The sequence below is a fragment of the Lentzea sp. NPDC051208 genome (assembly GCF_040682435.1).
GTDB classification, from domain to species: domain Bacteria; phylum Actinomycetota; class Actinomycetes; order Mycobacteriales; family Pseudonocardiaceae; genus Lentzea; species Lentzea kristufekii.
Map to the genome: position 1 here is coordinate 152,620 of NZ_JBFBAW010000011.1, position 20,203 is coordinate 172,822.

18 protein-coding genes are annotated in these 20,203 nt (G+C 68.8%); 6 read left to right on the forward strand and 12 right to left on the reverse strand.

Going from position 1 to position 20,203, the window contains the following annotated elements; translation table 11 throughout:
• Nucleotides 1–44: 44 nt before the first annotated feature.
• A complete protein-coding gene (locus AB0M48_RS26490) occupies nucleotides 45–983 on the reverse strand; it encodes a maleylacetate reductase (protein ID WP_363846825.1) in 939 nt (312 codons plus the stop codon).
• Between the two features lie 101 nt (nucleotides 984–1,084).
• On the opposite strand from AB0M48_RS26490, the gene AB0M48_RS26495 reads away from it, so the two are divergent.
• Together AB0M48_RS26495 and recQ are read left to right on the forward strand one after the other, a co-directional pair.
• A complete protein-coding gene (locus AB0M48_RS26495; RefSeq protein WP_363846827.1) occupies nucleotides 1,085–2,935 on the forward strand; it encodes a Xaa-Pro dipeptidyl-peptidase in 1,851 nt (616 codons plus the stop codon).
• Nucleotides 2,936–2,974: 39 nt separating this feature from the next.
• Nucleotides 2,975–4,972 (forward strand): DNA helicase RecQ, encoded by a 1,998-nt coding sequence (recQ, locus tag AB0M48_RS26500; protein ID WP_363846829.1) that lies wholly within the window; start codon nucleotides 2,975–2,977, stop codon nucleotides 4,970–4,972.
• Nucleotides 4,973–4,977: 5 nt separating this feature from the next.
• On the opposite strand, the gene AB0M48_RS26505 is transcribed toward recQ, so the two are convergent.
• The 5 genes from AB0M48_RS26505 to AB0M48_RS26525 all read right to left on the reverse strand — a co-directional run bounded on the left by AB0M48_RS26505 (nucleotide 4,978) and on the right by AB0M48_RS26525 (nucleotide 10,594).
• Nucleotides 4,978–5,670 (reverse strand): hypothetical protein, encoded by a 693-nt coding sequence (locus tag AB0M48_RS26505; RefSeq protein WP_363846831.1) that lies wholly within the window; start codon nucleotides 5,668–5,670, stop codon nucleotides 4,978–4,980.
• 52 nt (nucleotides 5,671–5,722) lie between these two features.
• Complete coding sequence (locus AB0M48_RS26510) at nucleotides 5,723–7,738, reverse strand: NACHT domain-containing protein (protein ID WP_363846833.1); 2,016 nt, start codon at nucleotides 7,736–7,738, stop codon at nucleotides 5,723–5,725.
• A gap of 147 nt (nucleotides 7,739–7,885) precedes the next feature.
• Nucleotides 7,886–8,080 carry an antitoxin gene (locus AB0M48_RS26515; RefSeq protein ID WP_191302704.1) on the reverse strand — a complete coding sequence of 65 codons (195 nt, stop codon included), beginning with the start codon at nucleotides 8,078–8,080 and terminating at the stop codon, nucleotides 7,886–7,888.
• A gap of 58 nt (nucleotides 8,081–8,138) precedes the next feature.
• The gene (locus AB0M48_RS26520; RefSeq protein ID WP_363846835.1) at nucleotides 8,139–9,914 is read right to left on the reverse strand and encodes an ABC transporter permease; all 1,776 of its coding nucleotides are present in this window, start codon (nucleotides 9,912–9,914) and stop codon (nucleotides 8,139–8,141) included.
• A complete protein-coding gene (locus AB0M48_RS26525) occupies nucleotides 9,911–10,594 on the reverse strand; it encodes an ABC transporter ATP-binding protein (RefSeq protein ID WP_363846837.1) in 684 nt (227 codons plus the stop codon). Before AB0M48_RS26525 ends, AB0M48_RS26520 begins: the two co-directional genes overlap by 4 nt.
• 108 nt (nucleotides 10,595–10,702) lie before the next feature.
• On the opposite strand from AB0M48_RS26525, the gene AB0M48_RS26530 reads away from it, so the two are divergent.
• Genes AB0M48_RS26530 through AB0M48_RS26545 form a run of 4 tightly spaced genes read left to right on the forward strand, consistent with a single transcriptional unit; the run spans nucleotide 10,703 to nucleotide 13,538 of the window.
• Nucleotides 10,703–11,776 (forward strand): histidine kinase, encoded by a 1,074-nt coding sequence (locus tag AB0M48_RS26530; RefSeq protein WP_363846839.1) that lies wholly within the window; start codon nucleotides 10,703–10,705, stop codon nucleotides 11,774–11,776.
• Nucleotides 11,773–12,399: a response regulator transcription factor gene (locus tag AB0M48_RS26535; RefSeq protein ID WP_363846841.1), complete on the forward strand. Its 627-nt coding sequence runs from the start codon at nucleotides 11,773–11,775 to the stop codon at nucleotides 12,397–12,399. The genes AB0M48_RS26530 and AB0M48_RS26535 overlap by 4 nt, the downstream gene beginning before the upstream one ends.
• A 60-nt stretch (nucleotides 12,400–12,459) precedes the next feature.
• Nucleotides 12,460–12,792 carry a hypothetical protein gene (locus AB0M48_RS26540; protein WP_363846843.1) on the forward strand — a complete coding sequence of 111 codons (333 nt, stop codon included), beginning with the start codon at nucleotides 12,460–12,462 and terminating at the stop codon, nucleotides 12,790–12,792.
• Between the two features lie 50 nt (nucleotides 12,793–12,842).
• On the forward strand, nucleotides 12,843–13,538 hold the full coding sequence (locus tag AB0M48_RS26545) for a peptidylprolyl isomerase (protein WP_363846845.1): 696 nt from the start codon (nucleotides 12,843–12,845) through the stop codon (nucleotides 13,536–13,538).
• A gap of 10 nt (nucleotides 13,539–13,548) precedes the next feature.
• Here AB0M48_RS26545 and AB0M48_RS26550 read toward each other — a convergent pair whose 3' ends face one another.
• The 6 genes from AB0M48_RS26550 to AB0M48_RS26575 all read right to left on the reverse strand — a co-directional run bounded on the left by AB0M48_RS26550 (nucleotide 13,549) and on the right by AB0M48_RS26575 (nucleotide 20,191).
• On the reverse strand, nucleotides 13,549–14,091 hold the full coding sequence (locus AB0M48_RS26550) for a helix-turn-helix domain-containing protein (protein WP_363846847.1): 543 nt from the start codon (nucleotides 14,089–14,091) through the stop codon (nucleotides 13,549–13,551).
• A 103-nt stretch (nucleotides 14,092–14,194) separates the two neighbouring features.
• Nucleotides 14,195–15,355, reverse strand: a complete 1,161-nt coding sequence (locus AB0M48_RS26555) for an acyl-CoA dehydrogenase family protein (protein WP_363846849.1) — start codon at nucleotides 15,353–15,355, stop codon at nucleotides 14,195–14,197.
• Between the two features lies 1 nt (nucleotide 15,356).
• Nucleotides 15,357–16,442 (reverse strand): CoA transferase, encoded by a 1,086-nt coding sequence (locus AB0M48_RS26560; RefSeq protein ID WP_363846851.1) that lies wholly within the window; start codon nucleotides 16,440–16,442, stop codon nucleotides 15,357–15,359.
• Nucleotides 16,439–17,557 carry a Glu/Leu/Phe/Val dehydrogenase dimerization domain-containing protein gene (locus AB0M48_RS26565; protein ID WP_363846853.1) on the reverse strand — a complete coding sequence of 373 codons (1,119 nt, stop codon included), beginning with the start codon at nucleotides 17,555–17,557 and terminating at the stop codon, nucleotides 16,439–16,441. Before AB0M48_RS26565 ends, AB0M48_RS26560 begins: the two co-directional genes overlap by 4 nt.
• 8 nt (nucleotides 17,558–17,565) lie before the next feature.
• Complete coding sequence (locus tag AB0M48_RS26570; RefSeq protein WP_363846855.1) at nucleotides 17,566–18,726, reverse strand: FAD-binding oxidoreductase; 1,161 nt, start codon at nucleotides 18,724–18,726, stop codon at nucleotides 17,566–17,568.
• Nucleotides 18,707–20,191, reverse strand: a complete 1,485-nt coding sequence (locus tag AB0M48_RS26575) for an aldehyde dehydrogenase family protein (RefSeq protein WP_363846856.1) — start codon at nucleotides 20,189–20,191, stop codon at nucleotides 18,707–18,709. Before AB0M48_RS26575 ends, AB0M48_RS26570 begins: the two co-directional genes overlap by 20 nt.
• Between the last annotated feature and the right edge of the window lie 12 nt (nucleotides 20,192–20,203).

The following is a 20,203-nucleotide window of genomic DNA, read 5'->3' on the forward strand; positions in this document are numbered from 1 at the left end:
CTCGGTTCAGAGCTGTGAACATCAGCCTGAAGAATGACAACCGCTCAGTCCTTCGACGCGTCGCGCCAGGCGTTCGTCAGCACCCGCAGGGCGTCCGGATGCTCGGCGATCTCCGCGGCACGGGACAAATCGGACTCCGCCATCCCCAGTTCCCGCAACGAGGTCGCCGCGCCGAACCGGGTGGCCGTGTCGTGGACGCGGGTGGCCAGATCGGACGGTGCCGTGTGGGGCAGCAGTGCCGTGTGGGTGGCGGCGTGCGGCAATCCGAACGTACCGCCCAGAACGTGCGCGAGCTTGTGGTGCAGTCCCATGGGGACGGACGCGAGGCACGTGCCCGCGAGCCACGCCGAGGACAGCAGCTCGGTCCGCGCATCCACAGTGGACGGATTTCCGCTCAAAGCGTGCAAAACGCCCTCGATCGCCCTGGTCGCGATGGCGTCGATCAGCGGGTTCTCGTTGCCTCGGGCGGCGATGGCGTGCGCGAGAGAGTTGAGTGCGCTCGTCACCGTGACGTCGAGCGGCAGGTCCAGCGTGAGGTCGACGTCGTAGATCACCGTGTCCGGCTGGATCGCCGGGTCACGCCGTGTCTTCTTCAGCCCTGACGCCGTCTCGCCGAGCACTTGTGTGACCTCGGAACCTGCATAGGTCGTCGGGATGATGATCTGCGGTACGCCCGCACGCACCGAGAGCGCCTTCGACAGCCCTGTGCTCGACCCGCCGCCGACCGACACGACGCAGTCCGCGCTGTGTTCACGCAACGACGCGAGCGCGCGCTCCGTGACCTCGACCGGCGTGTGCATGGCCGCCCCGGTGAACCGGGTGACCAGCAGCGGGCCGAGTTCGGCGGCCACCTTGTCGCCACCGTGCCGGGCGATCAGCAGCACGCGTTGCGCGCCTAACCGCTCGGCCTCGGCGCGCACGGAGGACACGGTGCCGCGGCCGAAGACGACGCGGGTGCGGCCGGGTTCGAAGGTGAAGCTCACGAGGAATGAATATTCGTGAGCGGAGTTCCCGGCGCAACAGCGCAGGGTCAAGCCTTTCGGCTCTGACGAGGTGACTTCGTCACTCCTTAGCGTGAATCTTCATGAAGCGTGTTCGTGTTGTAGTGGCGTTAGCAGGGGCCCTGGCCCTGACGCCGATCCCTGCCACAGCGGCGACACCAGCGTTCAGCCTGTCCGGAGGCGTGACCGCGCCGATCCACTCGATGGCCGACGCGGTCCGCGAGACGGTCTACGTCGACTCCGGGCTCGACCTCGACGGCAACGGCACCCGCGACCGGGTGGCGGCCGACATCATCAGGCCGTCCACGACCGGGCGCGTGCCCGTGATCATGGACGCCAGCCCCTACTACCAGAGCGCCGGGCGCGGCAACGAGAGCGAGGTCAAGACCTACGACTCCGCCGGGGTGCCGGTCAAGTTCCCGCTCTTCTACGACAACTACTTCGTGCCGCGCGGCTACGCCGTCGTGCTGGTCGACTTCCTCGGCACGAACCGGTCGCGCGGCTGCGTCGACGTCGGCGGTCAGTCGGAGATCGCCTCCGGCACGGCCGTGATCGACTGGCTGAACGGCCGGCGCACCGGCTACTCGTCCCTGACCGGCGCCACCACGAAGACCGCGTCCTGGTCGACCGGTGCCGTCGGCATGATCGGCAAGTCGTGGGACGGCTCGATCGCGAACGGCGTCGCGGCGACCGGCATCGACGGGCTGAAGACCATCGTGCCGATCGCGGCCATCAGCTCCTGGTACGACTGGTTCCGCTCGGACGGCGTCGCCTACCCCGGCTACAGCTCGCCGACCGGCCTGGGTTCGCAGTTCGAGAACACCAACGCGCGCTCGCGGTGTGGTGCGGTGCGCACGCAGATGACGAACGGTTCTCCCGCCAACGGCGACTACACGGCGATGTGGCAGACGCGTGACTTCGTGCGCAAGGCGTCGAACGTGAAGGCGTCGATCTTCGCGATCCACGGGCTGAACGACCTCAACGTGAAGACGTTGCAGTACGGCCAGTTCTGGGACGCGGTGCCCGCGTCGGTGCCGAAGAAGCTGTGGTTCTCGCAGACGGCGCACGTCGACCCGTTCGACTTCCGGCGCAGCGAGTGGGTCCCGACGCTGCACCGGTGGTTCGACCGCTGGCTGCTGAACGTGCAGAACGGCATCGAGAACGAACCGCAGGTGTCGGCGGAACGTGCGCCCAACCAGTGGGCGGACGACCAGACGTGGCCTCCTGCGGGCACCGTCAGCACCGTGTTGCGTCCTTCTTCTTCGGGACTCGGCACGACGCCCGGCACGGGCACGTCGGCGTTCACCGACAACGGCAGCGGTACGCCGGCGAACTGGCTCTCCGGCTCGAACACCGGGAGGGCGATCTACTCGACGGCGCCGCTGACCTCCGACCTGCGCATCGCGGGCACGTCCTCGATCACGGTGGGGGTGTCGTCCTCGACGCCGACCGCGCACCTCACGGCGTACCTCGTCGACTACGGACCGGCGACGGTGCGGACCGGCGAGGGCATCCGCACGCTGACCACGGAGTCGTGCTGGGGTGAGAGCCGCACGGGCGATGACGCCTGTTATCGCGACACGGAGGCGACGACGGGCAACGTCGACGCGCAGATCATCGCGCGTGGCTGGGCGGACCTCGCGAACTACCAGTCTCTCTCGGCTCCCAGCACGATCACGCCGGGAACCAAGTACCGCATGACGTTCCGACTGTCCACAACGGACCACCTGGTCAAGGCTGGACATCGTCTGGGCCTGGTCGTCGGCGGTACCGACTCGACCGCGATCGTGCGGCCGAGCCAGCTGCCGAGGCTGACCGTCGACCTGGCGGACACGTCGGTGCGGATCCCGCTGAAGGGCTCGGTGCCGGCCGCCTCGTCCGCTCCGCTGGTCGCCGGCAGCGTTTCCGCTGGTACGAAGGGCGCATTGGGCTAGCCAATCGGACTGTCGGTGCTGCTCGCTAGCATCGGCGGCATGGTGTCAACCGACGGTGTCGTTCTCGGAGACGCGCTGCAGGTCCTGCAGCGCGTCTTCGGGTATCCCGAGTTCCGCGGCGACCAGGCCGCCATCGTCGAGCACGTGATCGCGGGTGGTGACGCGCTCGTGCTCATGCCGACCGGTGGTGGCAAGTCCCTCTGCTACCAGGTGCCGGCGCTGGTCCGGCCGGGCGTGGGCGTGGTGATCTCGCCGCTCATCGCGCTGATGCAGGACCAGGTGGACGCGCTGCGTGCCCTCGGCGTGCGCGCGGGCTTCCTGAACTCGTCGCTGTCCTGGGACGAACGCCGGATGGTCGAGGCCGAGTTCGTCAGCGGCGAGCTCGACCTGCTCTACCTGGCGCCGGAGCGGCTGACGTCCGAGGCCACGCTGCGCCTGCTGGAGCAGGGTGAGATCGCGCTGTTCGCGATCGACGAGGCGCACTGCGTCTCCCAGTGGGGTCACGACTTCCGGCCCGACTACCTCTCCCTCACGCACCTGCACGAGCGCTGGCCCAAGGTGCCGCGGATCGCGCTCACCGCCACGGCCACGGAGGCGACGCGCAAGGAGATCCTCACGCGCCTGGAGCTGAGCGACGGGCGGCAGTTCGTCTCCAGCTTCGACCGGCCGAACATCCAGTACCGCATCGTTCCCAAGAAGGAACCGAAGAAGCAGCTGCTCGACCTGCTGCGCGGCGAGCACCAGGGCGACGCGGGCATCGTCTACTGCCTGTCCCGCTCGTCGGTGGAGAAGACGGCGGAGTTCCTCGTGGCCAACGGGATTCCCGCACTGCCCTACCACGCGGGGCTCGACTCGTCGGTCCGCCAGCGCAACCAGGCCCGCTTCCTGCGGGAGGACGGCCTCGTCATGGTCGCCACCATCGCGTTCGGCATGGGCATCGACAAGCCGGACGTCCGCTTCGTCGCCCACCTCGACCTGCCGAAGTCGGTCGAGGGCTACTACCAGGAGACAGGTCGCGCCGGTCGCGACGGCCTCCCGTCCACCGCGTGGCTCGCCTACGGCCTGCAGGACGTGGTGCAGCAGCGCAAGATGATCGAGTCGTCGGAAGGCGATCTGGCGTTCCGCCGCCGCTCGCAGGCGCACCTCGACGCGATGCTCGCCCTCTGCGAGACGGTCACGTGCCGCCGGTCCAGGCTCCTGGAGTACTTCAACGAACCCGGTGGTGCCGCCTGCGGCAACTGCGACACCTGCCTGACCCCGCCCGAGTCGTGGGACGGCACGGTCGCGGCGCAGAAGGTCCTGTCGACGGTCTACCGGCTGCGCAAGGAGCGCAACCAGAAGTTCGGCGCCGGTCAGGCCATCGACATCCTGCTGGGCCGCAAGACCGCCAAGGTCATCCAGTTCGACCACGACCAGCTCAGCACGTTCGGCATCGGCGAGGACCTGAGCGAGGGCGAGTGGCGCGGCGTAATCCGCCAGCTGCTCGCGCAGGGCCTGCTCGCCGTCGAGGGCGAGTACTCGACGCTCGTCCTCACCGAAGCGAGTTCCGAGGTCCTCAGCCGCAAGCGCGAAGTCAAGATGCGCAAGGACCCGACGCCCGCCCGCTCGACGACGCGCACGGCGTCCTCCTCGTCCGGCGCGGCCAAGGTGAAGATCGACCTGCCGGCCGACGCGGGCCCGCTCTTCGAGGCGCTGCGCGAGTGGCGGGCCGGCCAGGCCCGCGAACAGGGCGTTCCGGCGTACGTGATCTTCCACGACGCCACGCTGAAGTCCATCGCGGCGTCGCGCCCCGGCTCCCTCACCGCCCTGGGCGCGGTGAGCGGCGTCGGCCAGGCGAAGCTCACCAAGTACGGCGAGCAGATCCTGGAGGTGGTGGCGGCCGGCGGTTCCGCACCGGAAGCCGCCGCACCCGCTGCGGTGCAAGCCCCCAACTCCAAGCCGAAGACCACGAGCCCCGGCGGTGCCGCGTGGGGCTCGGGCGACGCCGTGGACGAGTGGCCGGAGCCGGAGGAGCCGGACGAGCCGATGGACTGGTGACGCGGTCAGGTCACCTTCTCGATCTGCACCCGCTTGATCACGCTCTTCCCCGACTCACCGACGAGGTCGAAGGCAGCGCTGTTCAACACGACGCAGGCCGGCCCCACGCCGATGACGCGGACGATCGTCTGCTTTCCGTTGTCGAGGTTGGTGACCCGCACCGAGGTTCCGACCGGAAGCTGTGCCGAGAACGCGCCAGGCGCTCCGCCGACGGCCGACAACCCGACGGTCGCGCCGTCGCAGACGACAGGCCCGACTGTTCCTGAAGCCCGCACCCGCGAGACGGGGGTGGGGGAGGTGGACACCGGCGCCGGCGCGTTTCCGACGATCTCCACCCGAATGCGCCGGAGAACGCTTTCCACTTCGCCGGTCTCGGCGGACGAGAGCGAATCGAATGCCGCTGTGTTCAGCACAGCGCAGCCGGTCGCCGGCCCGGTGACCGAGACGGTGATCACCCGCCCGTTGGCGGGATTCGTGACCCGCAACAAAGTGCCGACGGGGAACTTGTCCGACAGCACGGTCGCCGGCCCCTTGACGCTCGTCGTCCTCACCTGCTGCCCGCCGCAGACCTCTTTGCCCGCCACGCCCGGCTGCGACGAGGACGCACCGGGTCCGGCGAGAGCCAAGGCCGTACCCCCGATGGCCGCGACGACCGAGAGGCCCCCGGCTCCCGCGATCCAGCCCTTCGACCAGCACATGCACAACACCCGACCCTTCTTTCAGGCCGTACGGCCCGCAGATCGGGAAGGTTCAACGGCGCGTGGCTCGCACCAGCGCCGTCGGGTCGCACGACGCCAGGTGGTCGCGCAGGGCGACGTGCGCGAAGCGGTACTCGCCGTCGACGCGGGTGAGCAGTAGCCGGTCCTGAGCGAGGTGGAGCAAAGCCTTGCGGCGAAACGACAACTCGCCCAGCGACAGCGGTCGTGTGATGCCCTCGGCGGCGACTTCGGCGACCGCGTCGAACGGCCAGACGTAGTCGCGGGCGGCGGTCGGGGTGACCAGCAGCCCGAGTGCCACTCCCAGCGCGGTTCCCCAGGACCCCAGCGCACCGATCCCGCCCAGCAGTCCGACCGTGCCGAGCACCGGGACAGCCGGCTGAACCCACCACGGCCGCCCTTGCCGCATGCGTTGTTGTTGCACCGGGCGCACCGTGCGCCACACCCGCCCCACGGCGGCAGCGAAAATCCCGCCAGCCACGCCTGCGGAGAAGCCGACCCCCATGCCCGCCATCACCTCGTAGGGACCAGCCCAGATCATCGAGACGCCCGGCGCGGCGGCGATCAGCAACGCCCACGGCACAGGTGCGTCACCCGGGATGAAACCCAACGCCAAGAAGAACGACGCCACCACCACGAACACGTACGCCACGAAGTAGGGCCACGGCGTTCCGACTTCCCCCAGCCAGAAACCGGTCAGACCGACCAGCAATCCCCCGAACAGACCGGCGAGGAATCCCAGCGCGGCAGTCACGATGCCGTGCGCACGCCCAGGCGGGTGAAAGACGCGCGGCACTTTGTTCACCAGCACGAGCAACGAAGAAGAGGCGACCACGAAAACCAAGGCGGGCCACAATCCGAAGCGCAGCGCGGTCAGGAACGACACAGCACACACACCACCGGCATAGGCCGCAGGCACAGCGCGCACGAACAGCAACCACAACGGACGAGTGGGCAGCAGCGGAAGCCACGCACGGCGGTGAGGCATGTGCACCGGTGCACCGAGGTCGGGCCGGCCCAACCGCGCGAGGAACTTCAACGCCCGAATGGTGGGCCCCGCGCCGCGTTGGCCGGAAAGCCTTTCCACGACGAAGGAACCCACGAAGTCGGTGCCGATCGTGTCGACCTGCTTGTCCAGGTGCGTCAGCGCCAGGAGGTTCAACGCCAGCGGTGAGTCCAGCCGCTCCCAGATCTCCGGCGTCAGGGCCGACTCCAGGCTGTCGAGCCGGGGACTGACCGAAGCGATGTACTCGAGCACCTGACCGCGGGTCAGCGGCTCGACGAACACCGACGGCAGGTTGTCGATCGGACCGGTCGAGCTCACGACGGAGGCGAACGGAGCGAGTTCGGACTCGCAGAGGGCGCGGTCGACGCGCGGCACCTCGTCCAGTCCGTCGATGAGCACGGCGACCCGCTCGCGGCGCAGCCAGATCGTGCCGGCCGAGCGGCTGATGCCGTAGCGCCGGTTCATCTCGCGCAACAGCCACGCGGTGAACTCGGTCGGCTTGCGCGCGCCGTACGCCCGCCACGTCGCCAGGTCCACGACGACCGGAATGGGCGCCTGCGGGTCGTTGCGTGCCCGTTCGACCAGCGTCAGGCACAGTTCGCGCAGCAACGTCGACCGGCCGCTGCCCACCGGTCCGACCAGGACCATGCTGTGGCCGAGGCGGTCGTAGACGGCCTCCAGGTCCCGTGAGGAAACCTCTTCGCCGTCGACCCGCACGGAGATCGCGGGCTGCTTCAGGACACCGAGCTTGATCTGCGTCTGGGCGGCCAGCGAGGCGGCGAGCAGCGCCTTCACCCGTGACTCGACCCGCGCGAGGGCGGCGGTGCGATTGCTGGTCTCGTGGCCGCGGCCGCGTTCCCAGAGAGCGAGGCCGACGGAGACGAGAACCATCACGCCGACCGCGGGCCACAACCACCGGCCGAACTCGCCGATGAACCCCGGCACGGCCCCACCGGTGCTCACGCTGATGGCCGCCGGTAACAGCAAAACGACGGTGACCAGGCACAACGCTGCCAACGCGGTCAGCCGTGCAGCCCTCGTCACCCCGCTTGGATCCACCTTCACCTCCGCGATCCCGGCGAACGACGGTAACCGGGCCGCCGGGATCGCGGAAGTGAATCCGATCAGGCTTAACTCACACGCGAACCAATCGCCTGTGCCGCCTCAGGAACCCACGCTGAGTAGGTCCCGTCACTGCTGCTGCTGGCCGCCGAAGTTCCGAAGGCCTTCCTTGAGCTTGTCCTCGCCCTTGTCGATGTGCTCGCTGTGCTTGCCGCCGGTCTTGTCGTCGGCGAACTGGCCCGCGCGCTCGACACCGTCGTCGACCTTGTCACCGTGCTGGCCGATGAGGTCCTTGGCCTTGTTCTTCAACTCGTCGAATCCCATGACTGCATAACCTCCCTATGCAGTGCGGCTACCCCGTCTCGGACCAGGTACACGCACGTCACTGGATCGAGTGAAGCGCCGCGACCGGACTCACCCGCGCGGCCCGGCGGGCGGGCAGCAGCCCCGCGCCCGCGGTGAGCACGGCTAGCGCGAGCACCACCACGCCGACGGGCACGACGGGCACCTGCAAGGGCCACTCGATGCCGAGCGAGATGATCGCGAGCCACGCGTAGGGGACGCCGATGGCGAGTCCGATCACCGCGCCCACGACCCCGTAGAGGCCGGCCTCGGTCGTGACCATGCGGCCGAGTTCTCTGCGGGTCAGGCCGATCGCTCGCAACAGACCGGCTTCACGGGTCCGTTCGAGCACCGACAGCGCGGTGGTCGAGCCGACCCCGACAACCGCGATCAGCACCGTGAGGAACAGCAGTCCGACCGCGATCGCCACCAAGGAGGTGAACCAGTCCTCTTGGGCCAGCCGACGATCGGCGAGCGACTCGACCTCCAGCCCCGCCGGCACGCGTTCCTTGGCGCCGTTGGCGAGCACGCCGACGGGCTCACCCTCCACATCGGACGAGTGCAGCAAGGCGCTGCCGAGCGGGACTCCACCGAACAACGTCGCCGCCACCGTCATCCGCACGCCGTTCACATCGGCGCGTGACCCCGCGGTCAACCCGAGCCGGCTCGCGGTGGAGGTCGACAGGATGATCTTGCGCGGACCCATGTCCCCGAGCGCACCGGAGTCGACGCGGAAGTCCGTGAGGCCGCGGAGCTTGGTCATGTCGAGGTCGGTGGCGCGCATTGTGAGCGTGCCGTTGATGGTGATCTCGGTGCGGCGGTAGGGGAGCACGTCCGTGAGCCCGGCGGCTTCCAACGCCCCGGCGTCGACCGGGCCGACGATTTCCAGGTCGGCCGGGTAGGCACTCGCCATCTCGGCCTTCCCCAGACCTTGCAACGTGTTCGCGCCAGTCAGCGTCGCGATGATGAGACTGACGCCCAACGCCACCACCGCCGTGATCGAGGCGGCCCGCCGCGGCGCGCCACCGACACCGCTCACCGCGAGCGACGCGATGGTGCTGCGCCGCAACGCAAGCCCGATCAACCTCAGCACCGGTGAGATCAACACGGGCCCGAGCGTGATCAACGCGCCGAACGCCAGCGCACCGCTGATGGTGGTGCGCAGCAGCAGGTCCTCGGTCATCCCGCTAGGCCGGCGTTTGCTGGCAAGGCCGTCGATCGCGACGGTGACCACCAGCGCGACCGAGCCCGCGGCCATCAGGAGTCCGAGCACCCAGCGCGGCCGGCCGATCCGGCCCTTCGCGTCCTGCACGGCCGAGGTGCGCAGTGCCTCCAGCGGAGAGACCTTGGCCGCGGACCACGCGGGGGCCAGCACGGCGAGCGTCGTCAGCACGAACGACCCGAACACCACGACCAACGCGGGTGTGAGCGGGAAGCCCGGCGCCACCAGGCCTGCCAGCGGCACGAGCTGCCCGGCGCCCGCCGCCAGCGCGACACCGGCGACCGAGGCCAGCAACCCGGTCAGCGCCCCCTCGGCGACCAGGCCACGCGCCAGCCGTGCGCGCGAAGCACCGACCGCCCGCACCAGCGCGAGCTCCCGCATGCGGTGCGCGAACACGATCCGGAACGTCGAGGTGGAGACCAGGGCGGCCACGATCATGGCGACCGTGACGAACGCGCCGAGCAGCGCGAACACCTCGACCAGGCGGGCCGCCCCGACCGCCAGGGAACGTTCGGTGACGTCCTTGGCGAGCACGGTCGAGTAGGCGAAGAACGCCGCGATCGTGATCGACAGGACGGGAAGGAACCTCCTCATGCGGCGACCGCCTGAACGACCCGTCCGTCGGCCATGTGCACCACTGCGTCGGCGTAAGAGGCCGCCCTGTCGTCGTGCGTGACCATCACGATCGTCTGACCGAAGTCGCGCACGGCCTGACGCAGCAGGTTCAGCACGTCCGCGGACGACTGCGAGTCGAGGTTGCCGGTCGGTTCATCAGCGAAGACGACCTCGGGCCGGGTGACCAGCGCCCGAGCCAGCGCCACGCGCTGCTGCTGGCCGCCGGACATCTCCGAGGGCCGGTGCGACAGCCGTGACGACAGCCCCAGGGCCTCCACGAGCTGCGTGAACCAGGCCTTGTCGACCTGCCGTCCGGCCAGGCTCAACGGCAGCAGGACGTTCTGCCGGGCGGTGAGCGTCGGCAGCAGGTTGAAGGCCTGGAACACGAACCCGATGCGGTCCCGGCGCACCTTGGTCAGCGCTGTGTCGGACAGACGCGTCAGGTTCTTGCCGCCGAGCAGGGCCGCGCCGGACGTGGCCGTGTCGAGGCCCGCCAGGCAGTGCAGGAGCGTCGACTTGCCGGAGCCGGACGGCCCCATGATCGCGCTGAAGGCAGCGGGCCGGAACCCGACGGTCACCCCGTCGAGTGCTCGAACCGCGGTGTCACCGGAGCCGTACACCTTCACGAGGTCGACCGCGGCGGAAGCGAAGTTGTTCACACGGTCAGCAAAGTCCGGAGTGGAGGTGGAAACCTCGGTCCCGAGCAGGGTTCGCCTCTGTCTTTCGGCCGATCTGCGGACAGGGCACAAGTGCATAAGGTCATGGCCATGCTCTGGAGGTTCGGCGCGATCGCCGCACTGCTCGCCGCGGCGTTCGTGGACTTCTACTACGGCCTGTTCAGGTCGCCGGGCCTCTACCCGTGGACAGGCTGGGCTGCGCTCGGGTGCATCGTGCTGGCCGTGTCGGCCTGGCTGCGCCCTCATCGAGCCCTGGCGGCCGTCGCCGCCACCGCGAGCCTCGCGTTCACCCTGGTCAACCCGCTCGACAAGGAGTTCGGCCTGGCCGAGACGCTGGCGCTGACCGGTGTCCTGGCCGTCACCACCCACCAGGCCAGGTCGCGCCGGGACGCGCCGCTGATCGGCTGGATCGTGATCGCGCTGGTCACCCAGCCGCTGCGGTTCCCGCTCGGCCCCACCGAGCTGACCCTGGCGATGGCCCTGGTGGTCGTCGCCACGGGCGTGGTCGCGTCCGTCGGCTACCTGCGGCTGCTGGCCGATGCCAGGGAGAAGCAGGTGGCGGCCGTCAAAGCCGAGCAGAAGGCCGAGTTCGCGCGCGACCTCCACGACTTCGTGGGTCACCACATCACCGGCATGGTCGTGCTCGCGCAGGGTGCCGGCCGAATCGTCGAACGCAACCCGGCGCAGGCCAGACAGGCCCTCGACCGCATCGAGGAGGCCGGTGGTGAGGCCATGGCCGCCATGCGCCGCATGATCGGCATGCTCCGCGACGACGCCCCCGTGGCACCGGTCGCGGGCATCGCCGACATCGAGCAGCTGGTCGCGGCCGAACCGCGCGCCACCCTCGACATCCACGGCGACACCGCGGCGCTGCCGCTCGAAGTGGCCGGCTCGGTCCACCGCGTCGTCATGGAGTCGTTGACCAACATCAGAAAACACGCTCAGGAAGCGACCACAGTGGACGTCCAGATCCAGACCACGCCGGACTGGGTGACGGTCAAGGTCTCCAACGACGGCAAGTCCGCGAGGCAGGGCAACGGTTTCGGGCTCGTCGGACTCACCGAACGCGTGCAGGCGCTCGGTGGCAGGATCAAGGCGGGGCCGGGCATCGACGGCGGATGGGTCGTCGAAGCCGCGCTCCCGACAGGAAGGGCGACCGCGTGATCAGGGTTCTCGTCGCGGACGACCAGGCGATGGTGCGCACGGGGTTCGGCATGATCCTGGGGGCCGAGTCCGACATCGAGGTCGTGGCCGAAGCGCGGGACGGCGTCGAGGCCGTCGCCGAGGCACGGCGCACCAGGCCGGACGTCGCGTTGATGGACATCCGGATGCCGCGCATGGACGGGCTCGAAGCGCTCAAACAGATCGCGAACGACGTCCACGTGGTGGTGTGCACGACGTTCGACCACGACGAGTACGTACACACAGCGCTGAAGAACGGTGCGTGCGGGTTCCTGCTGAAGGACGCCGGTCCGAACCTGTTGGTCGAGGCGGTGCGTGCGGCCGTCACGGGCGATGCGCTCATCAGTCCGTCGATCACGGTCAGGCTGTTGCAGCACTTGAACTCGCCGCCACAGCAACAACCCCACACCCTCTCCGCGCGCGAGCTGGACGTGGTGAAGCTCGCCGCGATCGGCCGCACGAACGCCGAGATCGCGCAGGAACTCTTCATCTCGGTCGGCACGGTCAAGACGCACCTGGCGAGCGTTCAGGCCAAACTGGACGCTCGCAACCGCGTCGAGATCGCCGCCTGGGCCTGGGAGACCCGTCTGGTCGGCCAAAGGTAGGACCCACAACCGGCCTGCGGACAGAAGCCGCGTGCCGCGTCCACCACCAGAATTCGAGCCATGAAGACACTCCTCCTGCTGATCCCCGTGCTGGCGCTCACCGCGTGCGGCCCGAAGAGCTACACCTACGAGGCGTTCTACGACGTCGAGGGCACCGGCAAGGCGCAGCTGACGCTCACCGTCCCCGGAGGCGCGTCCCAGTCCGAGACCGTCGACCTGCCGGTGAAGAACCGCGCCATGCTCGCCAACGCCCTGGGAAAGATCATGCTGACGGTCAAGCCGCAGACCGGCCAGGCGACGTGCAAACTCCGCGTGGAGAAGGAGAAGGAGATCACGAACGCCGGCGCGGAAGCGAAATGCGCGTACGAGATCACCGAGTCCACGGACAACTGAGTGATCCGTTAAACCTTGCCCCTCCACCCCGGCTCCACTAGGAAACGCGCATGAGGCGAATCGCAGCTGGACTGGCAGTGGCGGCGCTGGCCGTGGGTTTCATCACGACCGGCACCGCGTCCGCCGAGGTCCAGACGGCCCGGCCCGACTGCGGCTACACCGCGACCCCGGAGGAACCGGCCGCGCGTCCGGTGTCGATCCCGCACGACCCGTGGTTCACCAAGGGCAAGGTCCTGGTCAAGGTGAAGACGAACCAGGGCGACATCCCGTTGGTGCTCGACCGCTCCAAGGCCCCGTGCACCACGCACAGCTTCATCCACCTGGCGCACCGCGGGTTCTACAACCAGACCGAGTGCCACCGGCTCACCGCGTACCCGACGCTGAAGGTGCTCCAGTGCGGCGACCCGTCCAACACGGGTGAGGGCGGCCCGGGCTACAAGTACGAGGACGAGCTGCCGACCGACCTGCAGCCCGCGCCGAACGACCCGACCGGTCAGCGCCGCATCTACCCGCGCGGCACGCTCGCCATGGCGAACGCCGGCCCCGACACGAACGGCTCGCAGTTCTTCCTCGTGCAGTCGGACTCGATCCTGCGCCCCAACTACACCGTGTTCGGCCAGATCCTCCCCGAGGGGCTGAAGACCCTGGACAAGATCGCGGCCGGCGGCATCGCCGGGGAGAACCCGCTCGACGGCCGCCCGAACGTCAAGTCCGAGCTGAAGTGGGTGCTCCCGCTCGGCATCTAGCGCACGGGAGCTAGTGCGAAGCCCAGCCCTTCAACGCGCCGTAGAACGCGTCTGAGAGCCGCCGGACCACCTGATCGTCAGGGAGTCCGGCGGTTTTCGTCAGGTCGAGGATCTCCCGCGGGTCGAACAACGCGTGGTGCAGGAACCGCGCCACGTTCAGCATCCCGTCCGGCAGTGCCAGGTCGATCAGGACGCCCCGCAACGCCGGGTCCCACGCGCTGCACGTCAACGCCGCCACTTCCTCGGCGTTGTGCATCCGTTCCAGAATCCCGCGCTGCGACGAGAACCGCACTATCACCGGGCCGTGCAGGTTCTGCAGCTTCACCCACCGCGTTGCTTGGTGCTCGAACAGTTCTTTGCCGGTCTTGCGAGACCGTTCGCCGTGCTCGACCAACGACGCTATGACGTCTTCGTGATAGGCCACCACGAGCGCTTCCACGGAGGAAAAGTGCCGATACGCCGTCGCTTGCGAAAGCGCGGCCTTGCGCGCGATCGACTGCATCGTCGCCGTTGCTGGTTCACCCCGCAGGACGTGCGTCGCGGCGTCCAGCAATCGCTTGCGGTTGCGACGCGCGTCACTGCGGTTGTTTGTCTCCTCCGGCAGAACGTCCTCCCACCCGCGAACCCCGTTGCGGAGTGCAGGATAGGGCGAACGATCAACGGAATGCGGCGATTCCGGTCAACGCGTGGCCGATGGATAGCAGGTGGATGTCGGAAGTGCCCTCATAAGTCAGTACGGATTCCAGGTTGTTGGCGTGACGCAAGGGCGAGTACTCGAGCGAGATGCCGTTCGCGCCGAGGATGGTCCGGCTTTCCCGTGCGATCGCGATGGCCGCCTCGACGTTGTTGTACTTGCCGACGCTGATCTGCTCGGGCTTGAGCGTGCCGGCCTCCTTGAGCCGCGCGAGGTGCAACGCCAGCAGCATCGCGTTGCTGACCTGGACCGTCATGCTCGCGAGCTTGCGCTGGGTGAGCTGGAACGAGGCGATCGGCTGGTCGAACTGGATGCGCGTACCGGAGTAGTCCAGTGCCGCCTGCAACGAATCCCGCGCGGCACCGACAGCGCCGAACACGATCCCGAACCGCGCCTCGTTCAGACACGTCAGCGGTGCGCGCAAGGAAGTCGCGAGCGGCAGCCGGGCGCTTTCCGGCAGCCGCACGTCCTCCAGGACCAACTCGGAGGTGACGGATGCTCGCATCGACAGCTTCTGTTTGATGTCCCGCGTGGAGAATCCGGGCGTACCGCGGGGAACGAGGAATCCTCGAATTCCCTCCTCGGTTCGCGCCCACACCGTCGCCACGTCCGCGAGACCACCGTTGGTGATCCACATCTTGGTGCCGTTCAGCACCCAGTCCGCGCCGTCGCGCACGGCGCGCGTGCGCATGCCGGACGGGTTCGAGCCGAAGTCCGGTTCGGTCAGCCCGAAGCACCCGATCGCCTCACCGGCGGCCAGGCGCGGCAACCACTCCTGCTTCTGCTCCTCCGACCCGTACTTCCAGATCGAGTACATCGACAGCGAGCCCTGCACGGACACGAAGCTGCGGATGCCGCTGTCGACGGCCTCCAGCTCCAGGCACGCGAGCCCGTACGCGAGCGCGGACGTCCCCGCGCACCCGTACCCCTCCAGGTGCATGCCCAGCACGCCGAGCTTGCCGAGTTCCCCCGCCAGCTCGCGCGGCAGGATGCCCGCCTCGAACCACGAGGCGATGTGCGGCCGGACGTGGTCGGACAGGTAGGCCGCGACGGTGGCCTGGATGTCGCGCTCCTCGTCGCCCAGCAACGACGGGATGTCCAGCAACTCCAACGGGTCCTGCACGTCACTGCTCCAGTTTCGGCGGGCGCAGCCGGTAGGTCACCGGCGTGCGCGACAGGCGGATGGGGTTCGCGACCAGCGTCATGCCGTCGATCGTCGCGGTGGGGCCGAGATCCAGCGACTCCGCCAGCGCGAACGCGCGCGCGACATCGTTGACGGGACCACACGGGACACCCAGTGGTGTCAGCGTCTCGAACCAGTGCTGCGCCGGGCGCGCCCGCAGCCTCGCCGCGAGCACCTCGAACAGCTCGTCCACGTTCTCCACCCGGTCGGAGTTGGTGACGAACCGCGGGTCCGTCGCCAGCTCGGGCACGTCCAGCACCGAGCACAGCCGGCGGAACTGCCGGTCGTTGCCCACCGCGAGCACGATCGGCTGGTCGGCCGTCGGGAACACTTCGTACGGCGCGATCGACGGATGCCGGTTGCCCATCGGCTTCGGCACCGACCCGGCCAGGGTGAAGCCCGCGCTCTGGTTCACCATGCTCGACAACAACACCGTCAGCAGGTCGAGCTCGACGAGCTGGCCCAGCCCCGTCGCCTCCCGGTGCCGCAAGGCCGCCAGGATGCCGACGCACGCGTGCAACCCGGTCAGCACGTCGACCAGCGCCACACCGGTCTTCACCGGCTCGTACGGGCCAGGCCCGGTCACGCTCATCAACCCGCCCACGGCCTGCACGAGCAGGTCGTAGCCGGGCAGGTCCGCGCCCTTGCCCGAACCGAACCCCGAGATCGAGCAGTAGACCAGGTCGTCCCGCCCGAGCGACTCGTAGTCGAGCCCGAACTTCTTCATCGTGCCCGGCTTGAAGTTCTCGACCACGACGTCCGCCCGCGCGATCAGCTCGCGCGCCTGCTCCCGGCCCGCCTCGGTCGACAGGTCGATCTGCACCGACGTCTTGTTCCTGTTGACGGACAGGAAGTACGTCGCCTCGTCCTCGTAGTGCGGCGGACCCCACGCGCGGGTCTCGTCGCCCCTGCCGGGCTGCTCGACCTTGACCACCTCGGCACCGAGGTCGCCCAGCACCATCGTCGCGTACGGCGCCGCCAGCACCCGGCTGAAGTCCGCGATCACCACGCCCTCGAGAGAGCTCATGCGACCCGCCCCCGCAGCGTCATCGCGGCCAGCACGCGTTCCTGCGCCAGCTCGCGCGCCGCCACATGTGTAGTGGTGCCACGACTTCGCGCCTCGGCGATGATGTTCGCCGCGTTCGCCCTCAGCTTCGAGGACACGGCCTCCAGCACCGTCGCGGGATTCACCGGGAACGGCGAGTACCGCGCGTCCATCCCGAACGCCGCCGCGACCACGCCGCCGGCGTTCGCGATGAAGTCCGGCACGACCGTGATCCCGCGCGCCGCCAGAACCTCCTGCGCCGCAGCGGAAGTCGGCAGGTTCGCGCCCTCGACCACCAGGGTGGTGTCGAGCTCACCCGCGAGTTCCGCGTCGATCACGTCCTGCAGGGCCGCCGGCACCAGCACGTCGCACGGCACCCGGAGCTCGGCACCGAGCGCGCGGACGGCGCCGTACTCCTTCACCGCGAGGTCACCGAACTCGCCTCGCAGCTCCAGCAGTCGTGCGACGTCCAGGCCGCCGGGGTCCACCAGCGCCCCGTGCACCGACGACACGGCGACGACGACAGCGCCGAGCTCAGCGAACCGCTTCGCCGCCGCGGCACCTACCGCGCCGAAACCCTGGATCGCCACGCGTGTGCCGCGCAGCACCACCAACTCGTCCGCCACCTCGGCCACGCCGTACCCGGTGACGCCCAGCTCGTCGTACGGAAGACCACCGAGTTGAGCCGGTGCGCCCATCATAGCGCCGCGGTCCGACAGTTCGTCCTGGACGATCGCGGCGTCCCGTTCCGTGAGGCCCATGTCGAGGCCGAGCACGTACTCGCGCGGCACCTCGTTGGAGAGCTTGCGCGCGAACGCCCGCAGCGCCGCTTCCTTGTGAGGAGAAGAAGGATCGAACACGATCCCCGCCTTCGCACCACCGAAGAACAGGTCGACGCCGGCCCACTTCCACGTCATCACGCGCGCGAGGCGGGCGATCTCCGCGACCGTCACGTGCGGGCTCATCCGCGTGCCGCCCTTGCCCATGCCGCGCGCGGTGTTGTCGATGACGAGCACACCTTTCATGCCGGTGCGCCGGTCGGACACGCAGACGACCTTCTCCGGCCCCCACTCGTCCATGAGCTCGAGAACGTCCATCACATTCCTCACACGCAGTTGAGTTCCGGCCGTGCCTGGTCGGCGGCGAACCTGGAGGCGTCCAAACTGGACACGTCGACGAAGGGCTCGCGGCCGAGCACGAGGTCGCGCACGACCTCGCCGACCGCGGGCCCCTGCAGGAACCCGTGTCCGGAAAAGCCCGTGGCGTAGAAGAACCTGCCCACCGAACCGATCAGCGCGTTGTGGTCCGGCGTCACCTCGTACAGCCCGGCCCACCCGTCGCGCACGCCCACGTCCAGCAGTCTCGGCGCACGCCTGCCGATCGCCTCGGTGAGGCGTGGCAGCCACGCGTCGGACATGTCCAGCTTGAAACCCGGTGTCTCGTCGGGATCGGACATGCCGAACAGCAGCCCCTGGCCCTCGCGGTGGAAGTAGAAGGTGCTGCCGAAGTCGATGGTGAAGGGAGTCACCCGATCGTGTAGCTCCGGCATGGGCTCGGTGAACATGATCTGCCGTCGCAGGGGAGAAACGGGCAGGTCAACGCCCACCATCTCGCCGATCTCCCGGGACCAGGCGCCCGCCGCGCAGACCAGAGTCGCCGCCGAAACCGCCCCGCGGTCGGTTTCGACGCGAAAACTGTCGGACCCCGTCCCTACGATCGATCTCACGGTTGTTCTGGTGTGGAAGCGGACACCGGATCGGCGGGCCGCGGTGGCGTAGCCCAGTACGACGGACTCAGGCGTGCAGTGTCCGTCGTCGGGCGAGAAGGTCGCCGCGAGCAGGCCGTCCGTTTCGATCAGCGGCGAGATCCGCCGGGCCTCCTCGACAGTCAGCATGCGACTGCGCACGCCGAGGGAGTTCTGGAGATCGACGTTGCGCTCGAACGCCGTGACGTGTTCCCGAGAGGAAAGGAGGAACAGGTAGCCGACCTGGTGCAGATCGATCTCCTGCCCGGGGCGCTGCGGAAAGCGCTGGAACAGTTCGATGGATCGAGCTCCGAGCCTGATGTTCAGTTCGTCGGAGAACTGGGCGCGCACTCCACCCGCTGCCTTGCAGGTGGAGCCGGACCCCAGGTCATCCCTCTCCACGACCACGACGTCCCGGACTCCTGCCTCGGCGAGGTGGAAGGCGATGGATGTGCCCATCACCCCGCCGCCGATGACGACGACCTCTGCTTGAGCGGGCAGCTCAGGCGAGGCGGAAGTCAAGGTTCGCCTCGATCGCGAGAGTGTCCATCTGCGCCTTCTGCAGCTTCCCGGAGTAGTCCCAGTTCATGGACTGCCAGCGGGTGAACTGGTCGAGCACCCACACGCCCGACTGCCGGGAGCCGTTGCCGCTCTTGCCGTTGCCGCCGAACGGCAGGTGCGCCTCGGCCCCGGACGTCGAGTTGTTGACGCTGACCATTCCGGCGGAGATGCCGGCGCGGAACCGGAAGGCCTTGTTCGGGTCCGTGGTGTAGATCGAGCAGGAGAGGCCGTAGCCCGGCTTGTTGCCGAGCTCGATCGCCTCGTCCAGGTCCGAGTACCTCATGACGCCGACGAGCGGGCCGAACGTCTCCTGCAGGAACAGTTCGTCGTCGTCGCGCACACCGGAAACGATTGCGGGGTGGTAGAAGAAGCCGTTCTCACCAGTGAAGCCGTTGCGAGGACTGGTGGCCGAGATGCGGCCGGTCGGGCCGTGCACCGTGTGGTGCTCGCCGATCCAGCCGAGGTACTTCTCGTACGCCAGCGCGAACTTCTCGTCCAGCAACGGTCCATAGAGGACGTCACCGGTCGGGTCGCCCACGGTGGCAGTGGCGACGGCGTCGACGAACCGGGTCAGGAACTCGTCGTACACCGACTCGTGCACGATCGCCGTGCCGAGCGAGGTGCAGCGCTGGCCCGCGGAACCGAAGCCGGCGAACAACGCGCCCTGCACGGCCAGGTCGAGGTCCGCGTCCTCGGTGACGACCATCGGGTTCTTGCCGCCGAGTTCCAGGCACGGCGTCTGGAGGTGGCGTCCGCACAGTTCGCCGATGCGCACACCGACCTCGCTGGACCCGGTGAAGCCGACCTTGTCGACGAGACCTCGCTGCAGCGACTGTTCGAGTCCGGAGTAAGTCTCCGAGCCCTCGGCAAAGACGATCTCGAACACGCCGTCCGGGATGCCGGCGGCCTGGAACACGTCGTAGAAGGCCTGGGCCGACGCGGCGGAGTACTCGGCGGGCTTCCAGACGACCGAGTTGCCGCACAGCAGTGCCGGGATGATGTACCAGGACGGTACGGCGACCGGGAAGTTGCCGGCGGTGATGATGGCCGCGACGCCGACCGGGTTGCGGAACGTGAAGAGCTGCTTGTCCGCCATCTCCGAGGGGACCGTCTGCCCGTAGAGGCGCCTGCCCTCGCCGAGGAACAAGTTCGCGGTGTCGACGATCTCCTGCACCTCGCCGCGGGCCTCCGCGATCGGCTTGCCGATCTCGCGGGTCACGAGCTGGGAAAGGGGTTCGAAGTTCGCCTCGACGAGGCGGCCGATGTTGCCGATGACCTGGCCGCGCACGGGCGCGGGTACGCGTGCCCACGCGCGCTGGGCGGCCTTGGCCCGCTGAGCGGCGTCGACGAAGTCGCGGCTGGTCCCGAGCTCGATCTCGGCGACCACGTCGGAGGTGTTCGACGGGTTCGTGGAGATGTAGGGCATGCATTCACCCTG

Bases quoted from the DNA above. Each gene is read 5' to 3' on its own strand.
- AB0M48_RS26540 (WP_363846843.1), top strand. From the start codon at position 12,460: ATGAAGACACTCCTCCTGCTGATCCCCGTGCTGGCGCTCACCGCGTGC.
- AB0M48_RS26495 (WP_363846827.1), top strand. From the start codon at position 1,085: ATGAAGCGTGTTCGTGTTGTAGTGGCGTTAGCAGGGGCCCTGGCCCTG.
- AB0M48_RS26515 (WP_191302704.1), bottom strand. From the start codon at position 8,080: ATGGGATTCGACGAGTTGAAGAACAAGGCCAAGGACCTCATCGGCCAG.
- AB0M48_RS26520 (WP_363846835.1), bottom strand. From the start codon at position 9,914: ATGAGGAGGTTCCTTCCCGTCCTGTCGATCACGATCGCGGCGTTCTTC.
- AB0M48_RS26505 (WP_363846831.1), bottom strand. From the start codon at position 5,670: ATGTGCTGGTCGAAGGGCTGGATCGCGGGAGCCGGGGGCCTCTCGGTC.
- AB0M48_RS26545 (WP_363846845.1), top strand. From the start codon at position 12,843: ATGAGGCGAATCGCAGCTGGACTGGCAGTGGCGGCGCTGGCCGTGGGT.
- AB0M48_RS26560 (WP_363846851.1), bottom strand. From the start codon at position 16,442: ATGAGCTCTCTCGAGGGCGTGGTGATCGCGGACTTCAGCCGGGTGCTG.
- AB0M48_RS26565 (WP_363846853.1), bottom strand. From the start codon at position 17,557: ATGGACGTTCTCGAGCTCATGGACGAGTGGGGGCCGGAGAAGGTCGTC.
- AB0M48_RS26575 (WP_363846856.1), bottom strand. From the start codon at position 20,191: ATGCCCTACATCTCCACGAACCCGTCGAACACCTCCGACGTGGTCGCC.
- AB0M48_RS26530 (WP_363846839.1), top strand. From the start codon at position 10,703: ATGCTCTGGAGGTTCGGCGCGATCGCCGCACTGCTCGCCGCGGCGTTC.
- recQ (WP_363846829.1), top strand. From the start codon at position 2,975: ATGGTGTCAACCGACGGTGTCGTTCTCGGAGACGCGCTGCAGGTCCTG.